General features: G+C 43.2%; 14 protein-coding genes and 1 tRNA gene. 2 read left to right on the top strand and 13 right to left on the bottom strand.

Annotated features, from left to right (window positions below):
* The 13 genes from H5158_RS20370 to H5158_RS20310 form a co-directional block, all read right to left on the bottom strand.
* The coding region (locus H5158_RS20370) for a GTP-binding protein (protein ID WP_246175643.1) at positions 1-161 on the bottom strand (161 nt) is incomplete at its 3' end.
* Between the two features lie 63 nt (positions 162-224).
* Positions 225-2339 carry an elongation factor G gene (fusA, locus tag H5158_RS20365; protein WP_145238305.1) on the bottom strand — a complete coding sequence of 705 codons (2115 nt, stop codon included), beginning with the start codon at positions 2337-2339 and terminating at the stop codon, positions 225-227.
* A gap of 27 nt (positions 2340-2366) precedes the next feature.
* Positions 2367-2837: a 30S ribosomal protein S7 gene (gene rpsG, locus H5158_RS20360; RefSeq protein WP_054206871.1), complete on the bottom strand. Its 471-nt coding sequence runs from the start codon at positions 2835-2837 to the stop codon at positions 2367-2369.
* A gap of 97 nt (positions 2838-2934) precedes the next feature.
* A complete protein-coding gene (gene rpsL, locus H5158_RS20355; protein ID WP_002958885.1) occupies positions 2935-3309 on the bottom strand; it encodes a 30S ribosomal protein S12 in 375 nt (124 codons plus the stop codon).
* Between the two features lie 195 nt (positions 3310-3504).
* A complete protein-coding gene (gene rpoC / locus H5158_RS20350) occupies positions 3505-7680 on the bottom strand; it encodes a DNA-directed RNA polymerase subunit beta' (protein ID WP_145238302.1) in 4176 nt (1391 codons plus the stop codon).
* Between the two features lie 103 nt (positions 7681-7783).
* On the bottom strand, positions 7784-11809 hold the full coding sequence (rpoB, locus tag H5158_RS20345) for a DNA-directed RNA polymerase subunit beta (protein ID WP_182740769.1): 4026 nt from the start codon (positions 11807-11809) through the stop codon (positions 7784-7786).
* A 271-nt stretch (positions 11810-12080) separates the two neighbouring features.
* Positions 12081-12443, bottom strand: a complete 363-nt coding sequence (rplL, locus tag H5158_RS20340; protein WP_064668694.1) for a 50S ribosomal protein L7/L12 — start codon at positions 12441-12443, stop codon at positions 12081-12083.
* A gap of 76 nt (positions 12444-12519) precedes the next feature.
* Positions 12520-13014, bottom strand: coding sequence for a 50S ribosomal protein L10 (rplJ, locus tag H5158_RS20335; protein ID WP_145238296.1), 495 nt, complete (start codon positions 13012-13014; stop codon positions 12520-12522).
* Positions 13015-13336: 322 nt separating this feature from the next.
* On the bottom strand, positions 13337-14041 hold the full coding sequence (gene rplA / locus H5158_RS20330; protein WP_145238292.1) for a 50S ribosomal protein L1: 705 nt from the start codon (positions 14039-14041) through the stop codon (positions 13337-13339).
* A gap of 4 nt (positions 14042-14045) precedes the next feature.
* Positions 14046-14474, bottom strand: coding sequence for a 50S ribosomal protein L11 (rplK, locus tag H5158_RS20325; RefSeq protein WP_008108462.1), 429 nt, complete (start codon positions 14472-14474; stop codon positions 14046-14048).
* 216 nt (positions 14475-14690) lie between these two features.
* Positions 14691-15248: a transcription termination/antitermination protein NusG gene (nusG, locus tag H5158_RS20320; RefSeq protein ID WP_145238289.1), complete on the bottom strand. Its 558-nt coding sequence runs from the start codon at positions 15246-15248 to the stop codon at positions 14691-14693.
* 4 nt (positions 15249-15252) lie between these two features.
* Complete coding sequence (secE, locus tag H5158_RS20315; RefSeq protein ID WP_016710555.1) at positions 15253-15630, bottom strand: preprotein translocase subunit SecE; 378 nt, start codon at positions 15628-15630, stop codon at positions 15253-15255.
* A gap of 132 nt (positions 15631-15762) precedes the next feature.
* Positions 15763-15839: transfer RNA gene (locus H5158_RS20310), tRNA-Trp, on the bottom strand.
* A 165-nt stretch (positions 15840-16004) separates the two neighbouring features.
* Here H5158_RS20310 and H5158_RS20305 point away from each other — a divergent pair.
* Together H5158_RS20305 and H5158_RS20300 are read left to right on the top strand one after the other, a co-directional pair.
* Positions 16005-19994 (top strand): two-component regulator propeller domain-containing protein, encoded by a 3990-nt coding sequence (locus H5158_RS20305; protein ID WP_310736709.1) that lies wholly within the window; start codon positions 16005-16007, stop codon positions 19992-19994.
* A 120-nt stretch (positions 19995-20114) separates the two neighbouring features.
* Positions 20115-20827: CsgG/HfaB family protein (locus tag H5158_RS20300; RefSeq protein WP_220491385.1), on the top strand; the 713-nt coding region annotated here is incomplete at its 3' end.

The raw sequence follows: 20827 nt of genomic DNA, 5'->3' as shown, positions 1-20827 counted from the left end.
GGAGCGTTATCGATTGATGCGAAATCTTTAGCAACACCGCCGTATACTTTTGCAAGTACGTTAGTGATTGCTGCAGTTAGGGTAGTTTTACCGTGGTCAACGTGGCCGATTGTACCTACGTTTACATGCGGTTTTACGCGTTCAAACTTTGCTTTTGCCATCTTAAAAAATTCCTATAAAGAAATTAAAGGTTCAGTCCACTGTGGACCAAACCGAGCTAAAAATTACTTAACAGCGCGAGCTGTAATTATTGTGTCCGCAACATGTTTCGAGGCTTCAGCGTACTTCAAAAACTCCATAGAGTATGAGGCACGGCCTTGTGTTGCAGATCGTAGATCAGTAGCATAACCAAACATTTCAGAAAGCGGAACCTGGGCGTTAATTAATTTAAGTCCACCTAGCGCATCTTCCATGCCTTCGATCATACCGCGGCGACGGTTTAAGTCACCAACTACATCACCCATGTTTGCTTCAGGAGTGAGTACTTCAACCTTCATCATTGGCTCTAATAGTACAGGGTCTGCTTGTAGCGCGCCTTGTTTCATTGCCAGTGAACCCGCTATTTTAAATGCCATTTCATTCGAATCTACATCATGGAATGAACCATCATATAAAGTCGCTTTCACACCAAGTAATGGGTAGCCTGCCAGCACACCTTGAGACATTTGCTCTTGGATGCCTTTGTCTACCGCAGGGATGTATTCTTTTGGAACGGAGCCACCTACGGTTTCGTTAACGAACTCGTAAATTGGGGCTTCATCATCCGAAATATCCATCGGTTCAAGTTTAAGCCAGACATGACCATATTGACCACGTCCACCTGATTGACGTATGAATTTACCTTCAACTTTAACAGTTGAACGAATAGCTTCACGGTAAGAAACCTGCGGCTTACCAACGTTACATTCAACACTGAATTCACGTTTCATACGGTCGACAATGATATCAAGGTGAAGTTCACCCATACCAGAAATAATAGTCTGGCCTGATTCTTCGTCAGTTTGTACGCGAAAAGACGGATCTTCTGCCGCTAGTTTACCTAGCGCGATACCCATCTTATCTTGGTCAGCGATTGTGCGAGGCTCAACCGCAACAGAGATAACTGGTTCAGGGAATTCCATACGCTCAAGCGTAATAATAGAATTCGGATCACACAGTGTTTCTCCTGTTGTTACGTCTTTGAGACCAATAGCCGCCGCAATATCACCTGCGTAGACTTCTTTGATCTCTTCACGTGAGTTTGAATGCATCTGAACGATACGGCCAAGACGCTCACGCTTACATTTTACTGGGTTGTATACCGCGTCACCCTGTTTAACAGTACCAGAGTAAACACGGAAGAAAGTTAAAGTACCAACGAACGGGTCTGTTGCAATTTTAAAAGCAAGTGCAGCAAACGGTGCGTTGTCATTAGCTGGACGTTCTTCCTCAGTACCATCTTCAAGGATACCTTGAATTTGTTTCACTTGTGTTGGTGCAGGCATATATTCAATAACGCCATCAAGCACAGCTTGAACGCCTTTATTTTTAAATGCACTACCACATGTAACTGGGACGATTTCGTTAGCCAATGTACGCTGACGCAAAGCATTTTTAATTTCTGCTTCGCTCAGGTCTTCACCTTCCAAATACTTATCCATTAGTTCTTCAGATGCTTCAGCAGCGCTTTCAACTAAGTTCGAGCGCCATTCTTCAGCTAAATCTTGAAGTTCTGCCGGTATTGCCTCATAGGTGAAAGTCATTCCCTGGTCTTCATCATTCCAGTTAATCATTTTCATTTTTATGAGGTCAATAACACCTTTAAAGTCGTCTTCAGCGCCTACTGGTAGCTGAATTGGAACAGGCGTTGCTCCAAGACGAGATTTCACCTGGCCAACAACCGTTAAGAAGTCAGCGCCCGTGCGATCCATTTTATTTACGAAGATCATTCTCGGAACTTCGTATTTGTTCGCTTGACGCCAAACTGTCTCAGTTTGCGGCTGTACACCAGATGAAGCACAAAGCACAACTACCGCACCATCAAGTACACGTAAAGAACGTTCTACTTCAATAGTGAAATCCACGTGCCCTGGAGTATCAATTATATTGATACGATGAGCGTCAAATTGCGCGTCCATCCCTTTCCAGAAACACGTTGTTGCAGCAGAAGTGATTGTGATACCACGCTCTTGTTCCTGCTCCATCCAGTCCATAGTTGCGGCGCCATCATGTACTTCACCGATCTTATGAGAAAGACCTGTGTAGAACAGAACACGTTCTGTTGTGGTGGTTTTGCCTGCATCTACGTGAGCAACAATACCGATATTGCGGTAGCGCTCAAGTGGAGTTGTACGTGCCATAAAATCCTCTTAAAGGTTAAGGACAGATTACCAACGGTAATGTGCGAATGCTTTATTCGCTTCAGCCATACGGTGAACGTCTTCACGTTTCTTAACCGCAGTGCCTTTGTTGTCAGAAGCGTCAACAAGTTCTTGAGCTAAACGTAAGCCCATAGATTTCTCGCCACGCTTACGTGCAGCGTCTACTAACCAACGCATACCTAATGCGTTGCGACGTACTGGACGTACTTCTACTGGTACTTGATACGTTGAACCACCAACACGGCGAGATTTAACCTCAACCTGTGGACGGATGTTTTCAAGTGCAGTTTCAAAGATTTCAAGGTGCGATTTGCCTGATTTCTCAGCAGCCACATCTAGCGCACCGTAAACGATTTTTTCAGCAGTAGATTTCTTGCCGTCTAACATTACGATGTTAACGAATTTTGCAAGAAGTTCCGATCCGAACTTAGGATCTGGAAGAATTTTACGTTGACCTATTACGCGTCTTCTAGGCATTTTGTATCTCCGGTTTATTCAGGTTTGCTCTTTCGAGTCAATCACCCAAAACAATAATTAAAAATATTTAGTGCTTGGCCTTACTAACGGAATACAATTAGCCTTTAGGGCGTTTTGCACCGTATTTAGAACGAGCTTGACGACGGTCGCTAACGCCTGCACAGTCAAGTGCACCACGAACAGTGTGAAAACGCACACCTGGTAAATCTTTAACACGACCACCACGGATTAGGATTACACTATGCTCTTGAAGGTTATGACCTTCACCACCAATGTATGAAGTTACTTCGAAACCGTTAGTTAAACGTACACGAGCTACTTTACGTAACGCCGAGTTTGGTTTCTTAGGTGTAGTTGTATATACGCGAGTACATACACCGCGCTTTTGCGGACACGCTTTAAGCGCAGCTGAGTTACTTTTCGTAACCTTGCTACGACGTGGCTTACGCACTAGCTGGTTAATAGTTGCCATTTAAATAGCTCCTGAAATTAAAATTACTACTGAAAAAAATAAAAAAATCCGCCCTTTATTTACAAGCTCGTACCAAACGTGCAGGTAAATGGGTGGCGGAATTTTAATGAGCAAAGATTGAGCTGTCAACCTAAACCGTTAGCAAGGCAGTAGATAACTGCCTTGCAAAAACCTAATCTATTGATTAAGTTAGATTTATTGATTTCCAGATAAATCTGCGTTTAAAGCATCAGTTAGCGCTTGAGTTGCCTCTTCTGCACTTACTGTTTGCTCTTCAACTACAACTTTGCTCTGCTTACGACGAGCCATACGTTCTTGATGATACGCAAAACCGGTACCGGCTGGGATCAAACGACCCACAATTACGTTTTCTTTCAGACCGCGAAGTTCATCGCTCTTACCATTTACAGCGGCTTCAGTTAGGACACGAGTTGTCTCCTGGAACGAGGCTGCCGAGATGAAAGATTCTGTGGCTAGTGATGCTTTAGTGATACCCATTAATTGGATTTCATATTTAGCAGGTAACTTGCCTTGAGCTTCTAAGTCGCGGTTTGCGATATTAACGCGTGCCACTTCAATTTGCTCACCGGCTAAGAATTCACTATGGCCGCCGTCAAGGATCGTACACTTACGGATCATTTGACGGATAATTGTTTCAATGTGCTTGTCATTGATCTTAACGCCTTGCAAACGGTAAACCTCTTGCACTTCGTTAACGATATAGTTAGCAACATGAGTCACACCACGTAGGCGTAAGATGTCATGTGGTGATTCAGGACCATCGGCGATAACTTCACCTTTAGACACTTGCTCACCCTCAAACACGTTAAGTTGACGCCACTTAGGGATCATTTCTTCGTAATGATCGCCTTCAGCTGGCGTAATAACTAAACGCTTCTTACCTTTAGTCTCTTTACCGAAGCTAATCGTACCGGTGATCTCAGCTAAGATAGCTGGCTCTTTCGGTTTACGCGCTTCAAATAAGTCGGCTACGCGTGGTAGACCACCCGTGATATCACGAGTTTTCGAACCTTCCTGCGGAATACGTGCTAACACGTCACCTGGGTTTGCCGTTACACCGTCTGTTACTTCAATCGTAGTGTATGAAGGAAGACGAGTTTCTTGCAGACCGCGCTCTTCACTTTCGATGATAAGCTTCGGCTCTTTCGCATTTATCTTAGCAAGATCTTTAACAACTACACGGGTTAAACCAGTTAGTTCATCAGTCTGTGCTTCAGTGTTTGAGTCATCGATATCGCTGAACGATACTTTTGACTTATGCTCAAGAACGATTGGGTGACTATGCGGGTCCCAAGTAGCAACGATGTCGTTACCTTGAACTTCCGTATTGTCTTGTACTGTTAATACCGCACCGTAAGGTACTTTATAACGCTCTTTCTCACGACCATGGCTATCGATGATAGTGATTTCAGTAGAACGAGAGGTAATAACAATCTTACCGTCAGTGTTTAATACATATTTTGCGTTATGAAGCTTCAATGTACCGTTAGTTTTAACTTGTACATTGTTTTCAGCAGATGCTCTTGATGCTGCACCACCGATATGGAAAGTACGCATCGTAAGCTGTGTACCCGGCTCACCGATTGATTGTGCCGCGATAACACCTACTGATTCACCCGCGTTGATGATATGACCACGTGCAAGGTCACGACCGTAACACTTAGCACATACACCAAAGTCGTTATCACAGGTGATAACTGAACGTACGCGAACCTCATCTACTGAGTGCTCTTCTAAAAGATCACACAGTTTTTCGTCAAGCATGATATTACGCTCTACTAGTACTGTATTAGTACCAGGGATCACAATATCTTCAGCAACAACACGACCAAGTACACGTTCGCGAAGTGCTTCTACAACGTCACCACCTTCAATAAGCGGTTTCATTGTTAAGCCATCTTCTGTGCCACAATCGTCTTCGTTGATTACCAAATCTTGTGCAACGTCTACTAGACGACGCGTTAGGTAACCCGAGTTCGCTGTTTTCAGTGCTGTATCGGCAAGACCTTTACGCGCACCATGCGTTGAGATGAAGTACTGAAGTACGTTTAGACCTTCACGGAAGTTAGCGGTGATTGGCGTCTCGATGATTGAACCATCTGGACGTGCCATTAGACCACGCATACCTGCTAGCTGACGGATCTGAGCGGCACTACCACGAGCACCAGAGTCGGCCATCATAAACACTGAGTTAAATGACGGTTGCTCTTCTTCTTCACCTTGGGCATTGATAACCGTGTCTTTTGACAAGTTGGCCATCATTTCACGTGATAAGTTTTCATTTACACGTGACCAGATATCGATAACTTTATTGTACTTTTCACCAGCCGTTACAAGACCTGATTGGAATTGTTGGTTGATTTCAGTTACTTCAGCTTCAGCTGCTTCGATAATTGATGCTTTGATCGGTGGGATAACTAAGTCATCGATACCGATTGAAACACCTGACTTCATTGCGTAGTGGAAACCGGTATACATAACTTGGTCAGCAAAGATAACTGTATCTTTAAGACCAAGACGACGGTAACACTCGTTTAATAAGCCAGAAATTTGTTTCTTACCTAGGGCCTGATTGATTGACGAAAACGGCATGCCTTTTGGTAAAATAAGAGACAAAATTGCACGACCAACAGTTGTATCGATAACAGTTACAGTGTCTTCTACTACACCATTTTCGTTTTTAACTGATTCGCTAATACGTACTTTCACGCGAGCGTGAAGGTCTGCATTACCGCTGCGGTATGCTTTTTCTGCTTCTTTTGGATCTTTTAAGATCGCGCCTTCGCCTTTCGCGTTGATGCGGTCACGGGTCATATAATATAGACCCAATACAACGTCCTGTGATGGAACGATGATTGGCTCACCATTCGCAGGAGATAGGATGTTGTTTGTTGACATCATCAATGCACGAGCTTCAAGCTGCGCTTCAATCGTTAGCGGTACGTGTACCGCCATTTGGTCACCATCGAAGTCGGCGTTGTAGGCCGCACATACTAATGGATGCAAATGGATTGCTTTACCTTCGATAAGCACAGGTTCAAACGCTTGGATACCCAAACGGTGAAGTGTTGGTGCACGGTTAAGTAATACTGGATGTTCACGAATTACTTCGTCTAATACATCCCATACTTCCGGAACTTCACGCTCTACCATTTTCTTAGCAGCTTTGATTGTCGTAGCCATGCCGCGACGCTCTAGTTTGCCATAGATAAATGGTTTGAATAGCTCAAGTGCCATCTTCTTAGGAAGACCACATTGGTGAAGCTTAAGTGTAGGACCAACTGTGATTACAGAACGGCCTGAATAATCTACACGCTTACCAAGTAAGTTCTGACGGAAACGACCTTGCTTACCCTTGATCATATCAGCAAGAGATTTAAGCGGACGCTTGTTAGAACCTGTAATTGCACGACCACGACGACCGTTATCAAGTAGCGCATCAACCGCTTCTTGTAACATACGTTTTTCGTTGCGTACGATAATATCCGGTGCAGCTAAATCTAGCAGACGTTTAAGACGGTTATTACGGTTAATAACACGACGGTAAAGGTCATTTAGATCAGAAGTCGCAAAACGGCCACCATCAAGTGGTACTAATGGACGTAGATCAGGTGGCAATACTGGAAGTACTGTCATGATCATCCACTCAGGGTTATTACCTGATTGGTGGAACGATTCCATTAATTTAAGACGTTTAGTGATCTTCTTACGCTTAGTTTCAGAGTTAATTGTTGGTAACTCTTCACGCATTTCAGCAATTAATTGCGCAAGATCGAGTTCACGAAGCAAGTCTAATACTGCTTCAGCACCCATCTTCGCTTCAAACTCATCACCGTGCTCTTCTAGTGCATCTAGGTATTCTTCTTCACCTAATAGCTGACTACGCTCAAGCGTCGTCATGCCAGGCTCAGTTACTACGAATGATTCGAAGTAAAGAACACGTTCAATATCACGAAGCGTCATATCAAGCATTAAGCCAATACGTGACGGTAATGATTTTAAAAACCATATATGTGCAACTGGGCTCGCAAGGTCGATGTGACCCATACGATCGCGACGCACTTTAGTGAGTGTTACTTCAACGCCACACTTTTCACAGATCACACCACGGTGTTTAAGACGCTTATATTTACCACATAAGCATTCATAATCTTTCACTGGACCGAAAATACGGGCACAGAATAAGCCATCGCGCTCAGGCTTGAAAGTACGGTAGTTAATAGTCTCAGGTTTCTTTACTTCACCGTATGACCATGAACGAACCATGTCTGGTGAAGCAAGACCAATGCGAATTGCATCGAATTCTTCGGTCTTATTTTGTTGCTTCAGAAACTTAAGTAAGTCTTTCACCTTAGCTCTCCTGTCGGAGTTAATCTTGAGGACGGATGATTTCGTCCCTACATTCTATTCGGCCGTAACAGATGCTGCAGGCTAGCTGCAGCATCTAATTGGCTTAATTTTCTTCCAACTCGATGTTGATACCCAGTGAGCGGATTTCTTTCAACAATACGTTGAACGATTCTGGCATACCTGGTTCCATTTTATGGTTACCATCAACGATGTTTTTATACATCTTAGTACGACCGTTCACGTCATCCGATTTCACTGTTAACATTTCTTGTAGAGTGTAAGCGGCACCGTATGCTTCTAGTGCCCATACTTCCATCTCACCGAAACGCTGGCCACCGAACTGTGCTTTACCACCCAGCGGCTGCTGAGTAACAAGGCTATAAGAACCAGTAGAACGCGCATGCATTTTGTCATCAACTAAGTGATTCAGTTTCAGCATGTACATGTAACCAACAGTTACTTGACGTTCAAACTGATCGCCAGTACGGCCATCATAAAGTGTAACCTGACCACTACGAGGGTAGCCAGCTAGCTCAAGCATGTCTTTGATTTCGCTTTCTTTCGCGCCATCAAATGCAGGAGTAGCGATTGGTAAACCACCTTTTAAGTTTTCAGCCAAACGACGAATTTCGTCATCTGTGAAGCTAGCAATGTCTACGAACTGACGAGATTCACCAATTTCGTATGCTTGCTTGATGAAGTCACGTAGCTCATGAAGCTCACGTTGTTCTTTCATCATTTCTTCAATACGCTCACCAATACCACGAGCAGCTAGACCCATATGTGTTTCAAGGATCTGACCGATGTTCATACGTGATGGTACACCCAGCGGGTTAAGTACGATATCAACAGTACGACCTTTATCATCGTATGGCATATCTTCTACTGGTACGATAGTCGAGATAACACCTTTGTTACCGTGACGACCCGCCATTTTATCACCTGGTTGGATACGACGTTTAACAGCTAGGTATACTTTAACAATCTTAAGTACGCCTGGTGCTAGGTCATCACCTTGGGTAATTTTACGACGTTTGTTTTCAAACTTTTTATCGTATTCAGCTTTTAGCTCATCGTACTGGGCTGCTAGTTGCTCAAGTTCAGCTTGCTTATCTTCTTCAGCAAGGCTTTGAGTTAGTAGCTTCTCAGCATTCAATGACGCTAATCTATCTTCATCTTGACCGGCTGCGATAAGTAACTTACGAGCACGATCTAACACGCCTGCTTCAAGAATACGGAATTCTTCGTTAAAGTCTTTTTTCGCGTCACGAAGTTGCATTTCTTCAACTTCTAGCGCGCGCTTGTCTTTTTCAACACCATCACGGGTGAAGACTTGCACGTCAATTACAGTACCTGTTACAGAGTTTGGTACACGTAATGAGCTGTCTTTAACGTCAGACGCTTTCTCACCAAAGATAGCTCGTAGTAGCTTCTCTTCAGGAGTTAATTGCGTTTCGCCTTTCGGAGTCACTTTACCTACTAGGATATCGCCGCCTTTAACTTCAGCACCGATATAAACAACACCTGATTCATCAAGCTTGCCTAGTGCAGATTCACCCACATTCGGGATATCTGCAGTGATCTCTTCAGGACCTAACTTAGTATCACGGGCAACACACTGTAGTTCTTGAATATGGATAGTCGTTAGACGATCTTCTTCAACTACGCGCTCTGATAGTAAGATTGAATCCTCGAAGTTATAACCGTTCCATGGCATGAATGCCACGCGCAAGTTTTGACCAAGGGCTAAGTCACCTAAGTCAGTCGAAGGACCATCTGCTAACACGTCACCACGAGTAACCGGTTCGCCAACCATACAAGTTGGTTTTTGGTTAATACATGTGTTTTGGTTAGAACGTGTGTATTTGGTTAAGTTGTAGATGTCGATGCCCGCTTCACCAGGGATGCGTTCTTCTTCATGTACATTAACAACGATGCGACTTGCGTCAGCATACATTACTTCACCACCACGTTTAGCAACAATCGTTACACCAGAATCTTTCGCTAGTGTTAACTCAATACCAGTACCTACTAACGGTTTGTCCGCTTTCAATGTTGGTACTGCTTGACGTTGCATGTTTGAACCCATCAATGCACGGTTAGCATCATCGTGTTCTAGGAACGGGATAAGTGCTGCCGCTACAGAGATCACCTGTTGTGGTGATACATCCATATATTGCTGGTCCATGCGACCCATAAAGGTAGATTCACCTTTGTGACGACATGGGATTAATTCATCAACAAACTCATTGGTTTCAGTTAAGTTTGAGTTCGCCTGTGCGATAACAAACTGACCTTCTTCAATGGCTGATAAGTAATCAACTTCATCAGTTACTACACCCTCTACCACTTTGCGGTAAGGTGTTTCTAAGAAACCATAGTCATTGGTACGTGCGTACGTAGACAATGAGTTAATTAGACCGATGTTTGGACCCTCAGGAGTCTCGATTGGACATACGCGACCATAGTGAGTTACGTGAACGTCACGTACTTCAAAGCCAGCGCGTTCACGTGTAAGACCACCCGGCCCTAATGCAGAAATACGACGTTTGTGCGTCACTTCTGATAGCGGGTTATTTTGGTCCATGAACTGTGATAACTGAGACGAACCAAAGAACTCTTTAACTGCTGCCGAAATAGGCTTAGCGTTAATAAGATCTTGTGGCATGATCGCATCTAGGTCACCTAAGCTTAAACGCTCACGTACCGCACGCTCTACACGTACTAAACCTACACGGAACTGATTCTCAGCCATTTCGCCAACACTACGAATACGACGGTTGCCTAAGTGGTCGATATCATCAACATCGCCTTGACCGTTACGAATAGAAATTAATACTTTCATAACAGACACGATGTCTTCTTTGCTTAATGTGCCTGGGCCTGTGTCAGTGTCATAACCAACACGGCTATTGAACTTCATACGACCTACAGTAGATAAGTCATAACGTTCTTCAGAGAAGAACAAGTTCTCAAATAAGGCTTCAGCCGCGTCTTTCGTCGGTGGCTCGCCTGGGCGCATCATGCGATAAATTTCTACTAGTGCTTCTAAGCGGTTAGTGCTTGAATCAATACGTAAAGTATCAGAAATATATGCACCGCTGTCCACTTCATTGATATATAGAGTATCAATTTTAGTGTGACCTGCTTTAACCAATTCAGCCATTAACTCTAAAGTTAATTCATCATTCGCGTTTGCAATCACTTCACCCGTTGACTCATCAACGTAGTTTCTAGCAATTACACGGCCAATGATATACTCATGGGGTACTTCTAAATGGCTAATGCCTTTTTTCTCAATGCTCTTGATATGACGCGCTGTTACACGACGGCCAGACTCAACGAACACTTCACCGTCTTCACTTTTTATATCAAAGGCAGCGGTTTCACCACGTAAACGTGATGGCACAAGTTCCATAAGAACTTTACCGTCAGTTACTTCAAACGCAGTGGTTTCGAAGAAGATGTTTAAGATCTCTTCTGTCGTGTACTCAAGTGCACGCAACATGATTGACGCCGGTAATTTACGACGACGGTCAATACGTACATATAAGTTATCTTTTGCATCAAACTCAAAATCTAACCATGAACCACGGTATGGGATAACACGTGCGTTATAAAGCACTTTACCTGATGAGTGAGTTTTACCGCGGTCGTTATCAAAGAATACACCAGGGCTACGGTGTAGCTGAGAAACGATAACACGCTCTGTACCATTGATTACAAAAGTACCGGTATCGGTCATGAGCGGAATTTCGCCCATGTAAACTTCTTGCTCTTTAATGTCTTTAACTGTGCCTGGCGCTTCTTTATCCATCACCACAAGGCGTAGTTTTACGCGAAGTGGAGCAGAATAAGTCACACCGCGAATTTGACATTCTTTTACATCGAAAACTGGCTCACCAATACGATAACTTACGTATTGAAGCTCAGAATTTCCCGAGTAGCTTTTGATTGGGAACACAGAACGGAAGGCAGCTTCCAAACCATGATCGCCATCAGCGTCCGGCACTAAGAATTTTTTAAACGATTCTAACTGCGTTGACAGTAAGAAAGGTATATCCAAAACTTGTGGACGTTTACCAAAATCCTTACGGATACGTTTCTTTTCAGAATAAGAGTAAGCCATGGGGTTCCTCAGCTTGCTGATCTTTGACCCGACCTGTTCTTGTAAGAACAGACTTAACTGGCATCTAAGCCAAGATTGTACAACATTTAATTGTTGTTCCAATTAGCTCCCACTTTAACACTAGCAAACTATAAAGCGTTGAAAGTAAAGAGAAAATTAGATTTTATTTGAGCTATAGGAATACATCGCTCTATAGCGCAAAAAGGCCGGTGATTAAATAATCACCAGCCCTTGCCTGATTTCTCAGACAGCGAACTTAGCAAAAGCTAAATTACTTAACCTCAACTTCAGCACCAGCTTCAGTAAGGTCTTTAGCAAGAGCTTCAGCTTCTTCTTTAGATACACCTTCTTTAACAGGTGTAGGAGCAGCTTCAACAAGAGCTTTCGCTTCTTTAAGGCCTAGGCCAGTTGCGCTACGAACAGCTTTGATTGCCGCAACTTTATTAGCGCCAGCGCCAGTAAGGATTACGTCAAATTCTGTTTTCTCTTCAGCAGCTTCAGCAGCAGGACCTGCTACCATAGCAGCTGCAGCAGTTACGCCGAATTTTTCTTCCATTGCTTCAACAAGAGCAACAACGTCCATTACTGACATTTCAGCAATTGCGTCAAGGATTTGGTCTTTAGTTACAGACATTACAAATTTCCTAATAATTAACGGACTCTAGGTCCAAAAAAATTTTACACCGAAAGATTGATTAAACAGCTTAAAATTAAGCAGCTTGCTCTTCTTTCTGTACACGTACTGCTTCAATTGTTTTACACAATTTGCCAGCAGACGCTTCTTTCATAGCGCTCATTAAGCGTGCAACAGCTTCGTCGTATGTAGGTAATGTAGCAAGCATTGCTGCATCAACAACATTTCCTTCAAAAGCGGCCGTTTTAAGCTCAAATTTCTCGTTCTTCTTTGCAAAAGCAGAAAAGATACGCGCAGCAGCACCTGGGTGCTCTGATGAGAAAGCGATTAAGCTTGGACCAACAAATGAATCAGAAAGGCACTCAAACTGTGTTCCTTCAAGAGCACGTTTTGCTAAAGTGTTACGGACAACTTTCATCCAAACACCATTTGCACGAGCTTCTTTACGAAGGGCAGTGATTGCGCCAACTGTTACACCACGAGAATCTGCAACAACTGCAGATAGAGCACCATTGGCTGCTTCGTTGACTTCAGCAACAATTGCTTTTTTGCCTTGAAGATTTAAAGCCATGGGTGTTACTCCTGGTTTAATGGGTTACCGTACATCGGCTTCCCTGTTCTACTCTTCCCTACCAAACAAGATAGAGATGCTTTTTACGGCGAGAGCCAGAAGATTAGGAAAAATCTATCTGGGGATTCACACCGTCTACGTAGGTGAATATTAAGGCCGAAGCCACCTACGGTCTTGGACGGAAGCCCAATTTATCGTTTTGCCCGAAGGCGCACCGAAATTATGGACTTCAACCCGAATTCTTTACTTGTTGAGAAAACAAAATTTCTCAACAAAATGGCGCAAAATTATAGTATAAATTTCACGCCATGTAAACACTCAATTAAACAACAGTTGTTGTTAAAGTGCTTTGGTCAACAGAAACACCTGCGCCCATTGTTGTAGAGATGGTTACTTTCTTAACGTAAACACCTTTTGCTTGTGAAGGCTTAGCCTTCTTAAGCGCAACAATTAGCGACTCAAGGTTTTGTTGAAGTTGCTCAACTGTGAAATCAACCTTACCAATAGTAGTATGGATGATACCATTTTTGTCATTGCGGTAACGCACTTGACCAGCTTTAGCATTTTTAACTGCTTCTGCAACGTTAGGTGTTACAGTACCAGTTTTAGGGTTTGGCATTAGACCACGTGGGCCTAAGATTTGACCTAGTTGACCAACAACACGCATAGCGTCTGGTGATGCAACAACAACGTCAAAGTTCATCTCGCCTTTCTTAACTAGCTCAGCAAGATCTTCCATACCTACTAGTTCAGCACCAGCTTCTTTCGCAGCTTCTGCGTTAGCGCCTTGTGTGAACACTGCAACGCGAACGTCACGACCAGTACCGTTAGGTAGTACAGTTGCACCACGAACGTTTTGGTCAGATTTACGAGCATCGATACCAAGGTTAACAGCAACGTCAACACTTTCTACGAATTTAGCTGTCGCTAACTCTTTTAAAAGAGCAACTGCTTCGGTGATTTCGTAATCTTTAGTCGCTTCCACTTTTTCGCGGATAGTACGCATACGTTTAGTTAATTTAGCCATTATCTTAGTCCTCTACGTTCAAGCCCATCGCACGCGCAGAACCTGCGATAGTGCGAACCGCAGCTTCTAAATCAGAAGCTGTAAGGTCAGGTTTCTTTGTCTCAACGATTTCTTCAAGTTGAGCACGAGTTACTGTGCCTACTTTTTCAGTGTTAGGACGGCCTGAACCAGATTTGATACCTGCAGCTTTCTTAAGTAAGTAAGCAGCCGGTGGCGTTTTCATGTCGAACGTAAATGAACGGTCGCCGTAAACAGAGATCACTACAGGAACTGGAGCGCCTTTTTCGATAGATTCTGTACGTGCGTTGAACGCTTTACAGAATTCCATGATGTTTACACCGTGTTGACCTAGTGCTGGACCTACTGGAGGACTAGGGTTAGCCATACCAGCAGCAACTTGTAGCTTGATTAGAGCTTCAACTTTCTTAGCCATTATAAATACCTCATTAGGTGGGTCTTAGCCTTGTGCGCGCGAGGACGCGTACTCTAGCGGCTTCCCAGTTTAAAAATTGGTTTCTCACTTTTCTGTATACAAACCAAGAAATGCTTACTTTGAATACAAAAAGGCCGCTGATTATAAGTTAATCAGCGGCCTTTTTCAAGCTTTATACCAAACAATATATTTTTTGGTATAAATCAGTTAATTTGTTTATCTATCTTGCTCAACTTGACCAAATTCAAGTTCAACAGGAGTAGAACGACCAAAGATAAGTACCGATACTTTTACGCGGCTCTTTTCATAGTCAACAGCTTCAACCACACCACTGAAATCAGCAAATGGGCCGTCAACAACACGCACCACTTCACCTGGTTCAAATAACGTTGCAGGCTTAGGCGCTTCAGCGTTTTCTTGTAAGCGGTTAAGAATGCGATCAGCTTCTTTAGCGCTAATTGGTGCTGGACGATCAGACGTACCACCGATAAAGCCCATAACACGCGCGGTGCTATTTACTAAGTGCCAGCTTTTATCGTTCATATCCATTTGGATAAGTACATAACCTGGGAAGAACTTGCGCTCAGATTTACGCTTTTGACCAGCGCGCATCTCAACCACTTCTTCAGTAGGTACTAATACTTCACCAAAGCTATCTTCCAAACCTTCGATCTTGATATGCTCAAGAATAGTTTGTGCAACACGCTTCTCATAACCTGAGAAAGCCTGTACTACGTACCAACGTAGTTTCTTTTCGTTGTTCTCATCCGACATGGGATCAGATCTCCAATCCAGTTAAAAAGCCTACTGCGCGGAATAAAATGCCATCTAATCCCCAAAGGATAAGTGCCATAATCGCAGTTGCAACCATTACAATAAATGTCGTATGGGTAGTTTCTTGGCGCGTAGGCCACACTACTTTACGTACTTCGATGCGTGCTTCTTTTGCAAAAGCAAGGAAGGTACGCCCTTTTTCAGTTTGTGATGCAATCCCCAAACCAGCGGCAACAGCAACAACAACACCAATAGCACGTAATAACACAGACTGATCTGCGTACATATAGTTACCAACTACTGCGCCTGCAAGTAGCGCAATTGCCACAAGCCACTTTACTGAATCCATCGCACTTGATGGAGTTTCTACATTCGTGCTCATAATATTATTACCTTAACTACAGACACAACAACCCTACACTATGGCAGGGTTAATCCATTAAAATCCAAACTTAAAAACAGACTTATTTAAACCGATTTTTAACCTCAGACTTTACCCACAAACAGGATAAAATGGCAGGGGCGGAGAGACTCGAACTCCCAACCATCGGTTTTGGAGACCGCTGTTCTACCAATTGGAACTACGCCCCTGCAAAGTGGATGCCTATTATACTTACGCAATTCATTAACACAAGTGTAAAAGATGCCCATAAGTCAAAATCTCATCACTAGATTGAAAAATCCATCTTAACATTGATTAAAAAGCAGTTTATGATTGTTTCAATTCAAGGGATATTACTACGCACGAGGAAGCACGTGCTAACAATAAAAACAACTATCTATCCGGCCATTATTGGTTTTTTATGGCTATTTCATAACAGCGCGCTGGCACTGTCTTTACATTTAGACTCCTTCTCTAATGAACAGGGGTTAACGCAAAACTCTGTCACTTGCAGCATAACTGATCGCCGTGGTTTTCATTGGTTCGCCACCCAAGGTGGGCTCAACCGTTTTGATGGTTATGAATTTAAACGCTTTAAGTCTCATCCAACCCAGCCAAGTCTATCGAGTAATTGGATCACCGACTGTGTTACCACTGACAATAATCTGCTGTGGTTTTCTACAGCTACACAAGGGCTAAACGCCCTAAATACAGAAACCGGTATATTCACTCATTTTAACCGTAACAGTCCATTAGCGATTAAAGATAACCGCATTTGGTCAATGCTTACTGATCAACACAATAATTTATGGTTAGGCCATGAAGATGGTAACTTAACTCGCCTAAATGTAGCCGAGCATGAAACTGCCTACTTTACCTACTCGCCAAACACCCAAGGTAGTATTATTTTTCAGGATATGGTGATTGATGCTAAGCAAAATTTATGGCTGGCCAGTAATGAAGGATTAATAAAATTTGATACAAAAACAGCTAAATTTAGCCACTTTTCAGCAAGTAAAAAGCAACTATGGCGCCTAAAACTCACGCCACAAGGGCAGCTACTGATTGCCAGTAAAACAGGGCTTAGTGTCTTTGATTTAGAAAGTGAACAGTTTAATGATATAAAACAACTAGATGGTATATGGATAAGCGATATTTTAATCGATAATAACGAGCATCTTTGGCTTAGCAGCTACGGCCAAGGCTTATATTATAATCCCAACTATCAAACAACTCTGACAAGCTTTAGCCAATTTAAACACCTTCCACAGCAACGTCATGGGCTTGTTAATGATTACTTACTGTCTTTGTATCAAGACCTGCAAGGTATTCTGTGGATAGGCACTGATGGTTATGGGTTACAACGCTACGATATGCGCCAAAATCAATTTAATCATCAACAACACAGCGATGACCCTAACAGTATTAGCCATGATTTTATCCGGGCCTTACTTAAAGATTCGCAAGGGCAATTATGGGTCGGTACTCGCAACGGGTTAAATAGACAAACAAAAGACGGCTTTGTGCGCTATCACGTCGATACCAGCAACCTTACCAACAACAATATATTCAGCCTTCATGAAGATAGCCAGCAGCGTATTTGGATTGGCACCTATGGTGGCGGTTTATTGCGTTATAACCGCGAAAGCGATGACTTTACATCATTCACAGTGCAAAGCCACCAGCTCAGCAGCAATAACATTTATGCGATCACCAGCGATCGGAACGGCAACTTATGGTTGGGAAGCAATCAAGGTTTAAGTCTGTTTAACCCAGATAACTTGACCGTTGAGCATTTTAAGCACTCGGAACAACACAATAGTATATCGAACAACACCGTATTTAGCCTCGTTTACGATAACGTTGCTAATGCAATTTGGGCTGGTACTCGAGTCGGCTTAAATAAACTCACCCTCAACAACAATGAATTTAGCCATTATCAAGCCGATCAAACAAACCCAAATAGCTTAAGTCATAACATGGTTACCGCCCTTCATCTGCAAGATGACAATACACTGTGGGTGGGTACTTTTGGAGGCTTAAATAAACTGAATAAAACAACGGCAGAGATAACCCGAATCACCGAGCATGATGGCCTGCTAAACGATAATATTTTTGCCATTAAACAGGATGCCAAAGGTTACCTGTGGTTGGCAAGCAACCAAGGTTTAACACGTTATCAGCCCAGCTCTGAAAATATGCAGCATTTTTTACCCCGTGATGGCGTGCAACATAATTCATTTATTCTCGGCGCGGCTTATCAAGCGCAGAACGGTGAACTATTTTTTGGCGGGATCAACGGCTTTAATCAATTTGATCCGCTTAAGCTACAGCTGGCAGCTACAACTCCAGAGCCTGTGTTAACCGAATTACTAATTAACAATCAAGCGATAGCCACTGCCCCATACACTAAGCACGAGACTCAAGCCGCGAAATTTATTAGCTATATACAAACACTCTCCTTTAACAAAGGTGTCGGCGTGATCGGCTTTAAGTTCTCAGCATTACATAGCCCGTCGGCACCTCAACAATATCAATATGGATACAAACTCGCTGGTTTTGATAAGCAATTTCTATATACCAACGCACAACAACGACAAATAAACTACCCGCAACTGCCCGCAGGCGACTATCAGCTGCAACTAAAAGTAAAAGATCAGTATGGCCAGTGGAGTAATGCTAAAGCTATGCTCGATTTCACGGTGGTGCCGCCGTGGTGGCAAAGTCGCCTTGCCTATGCCGGTTATGTTCTTCTCACGGGGGTTATTATTTGGCTTATTGCGGCCTCGCTATACCGCGCTAAGCTGGCCGAACAAACAAGTAAACAAGCCCGTGAGCTGAATCGCTTAAAAAGTCAATTTTTAGATAATATTAGCCATGAATTAAAAACGCCTCTGAGTTTAATACTCGCGCCACTTGAAAGCTTGCAGCTAAACCATAAAGATCAAGCTAGCCAAAAACAATTATCGATGATCAAACGCAATAGCCTACGTTTGCTGACCTTAATAAATCAACTATTACAGCTAAGCCAACGCCCCAGCTGCGCTATACATTACGTTTCGCCCTATCCTTTAGCACCATTTATAAAGCAGCTGGTTGCTGACTTCACGGTGCTGTTTGAACAAAAAGGTATTCACGTAACAATGACAGATCTCAGCCAAGGCTCTTGCTGCATAGCCCTTGAGCCAGAACATGCAACGTCAATTATTACCAACTTAGTTAGTAATGCCCTCAAATATACCCACTCAGGCGGTCAAGTTGAGATTAGCTTATCAGTGCATAATAACATGGCTCATATCGCGATTGTTGACACCGGTATTGGCATCGAAAAACACCAACAAGGCATTATTTTTGAACGCTTTACGCGTGTTGCAGCACAAAATCAAAACGGCAGTGGAATTGGCCTTGCTTTAGTTAAACAATTGCTAGAGCAATACGGCGGGCAGATTTCACTAACAAGTGAAGTAGGTAAAGGCAGTTGTTTTACTGTATCTCTGCCTTTGACTGAAGCAGAGCATGGCGCAACTTCGCTAGCAGCATCAGTAAATGAAGCAACCCGCCCCAGCAATTCGCAAAAGCTACTGATTGTTGAAGATAACGACGAAATGCGCGAACTACTGCTGACTTTGTTTGCTACTGAGTACCACTGCTTAAGTGCTATTAACGGCGAACAAGGCTTAGCCATCTGCCAAACAGAAATGCCAGATCTAGTGATCAGCGATGTGATGATGCCTTGCATGGACGGTTATCAATTACTTAATGCGCTACGCACAAATAACATTACCAGCCATATACCGGTGTTATTATTGTCAGCAAAAGCCGATACACAAAGCAGACTAAAAGGCCTTGATTTACTAGCAGATGATTTTTTAAGTAAACCATTTGAGCCGCAATTACTGCTCAGTAGAGTACAAGGGTTACTGAGTATTCGTGCAGTCCTTAATCGGCACTTAGCAAAGCAGCTTGCGGCTCATGCTCCGCCGCTGGTACTCGATCCGCAACTTACACAAAGTAAAGATTACCAATTTACCGAGCGCCTGAAAAACATCATCCGTGATAACTATCACAACGAAGCGTTTAGTATTGAAGAATTCGCTGCAGGATTATATTTAAGCCCACGTGCCTTACAACTGAAAATGAAAGCACTCTACAATTTAACTCCCAGTGATTATATTCGTAATACTCGTTTAGAGTATGCTGAAAAGTTACTTAGCGACAGCGACCTGAGCATAGGTTTAATTGCTGAAAAAGTCGGCTTTAGCTCACAAAGTTACTTTGCTCGCTGCTTTAAGGCAAAGCATAACGTTTCGCCTAAGCAGTTTAGAGAAAAAACCAATCTGAATGCAAAAACTTCGTCTGTGTGACCAAAGTGTTCGCCTCAGTACTATTTTTAACCTTATGATTTCTTTAAATTAACTTTAAAACAATTTGTAGAATAAAAACCTTCACTGTTTCTATTTGGCACATTAATTAAGGAAAATCATATGCTCACAACAACTAAAAAAGTACTGTTGGCAACCCTCGTTGCTAGCAGTCTTAGCGCTTGCCAAAGTACTTCAACCAAGGTCACTTCAAACCAAGATTCACCAAACATTAATGAAGTCGCCCAACAACAATATAATGGTCCAAAAGCGCGTATTGCCGTGGCACGCTTTACCGATAAATCGAATGACTCTCATTGGTGGCGAAAAGAAATAGGTGAAGGCATGGCCGACCAACTCACCACAGCTTTGGTAGGCACCAATCGCTTTATCGTACTTGAACGCCAAGCGTTAGATGCAGTGTTATCTGAGCAAGATCTAGCGGCTTCAGGTCGTGTTAGCGCAGCATCAGGGGCAGCTTACGGTGAAATTGAAGGAGCCGAAATAGTTGTGGTAGCAGCAGTAACTGAATTTGATGACGACAGCTCAGGTGCCAGTGTTGGTACTGGCGGTTTTATAGGTGATGTGTTTAGCTCAGTATCGGCAGGTTTTTCAGGCTCGCATATGGCGATTGATTTACGCCTTATCGATACTCGCACCTCACGTATTTTAGCAGCCACCAGCGTCGAAGGAGGCAGCAAAGATTTTGATTTTACCAGTGCGGCAACTAATTTTGGTGGTGCTTTAGTCGGTGGTAATTTAAGTGGCTGGTCAAACACCCCTAAAGAAAAAGCGCTCCGCGAAGTGATAATCAAAGCTGTAGAGTTTTTACAAAC

Source organism: Pseudoalteromonas sp. SR45-6 (genome assembly GCF_014163545.1).
Taxonomy (GTDB): domain Bacteria; phylum Pseudomonadota; class Gammaproteobacteria; order Enterobacterales; family Alteromonadaceae; genus Pseudoalteromonas; species Pseudoalteromonas rhizosphaerae.
The sequence above is the reverse complement of the archived record's forward strand: the minus strand, read 5'-3'. Positions and strand labels throughout refer to the sequence as shown.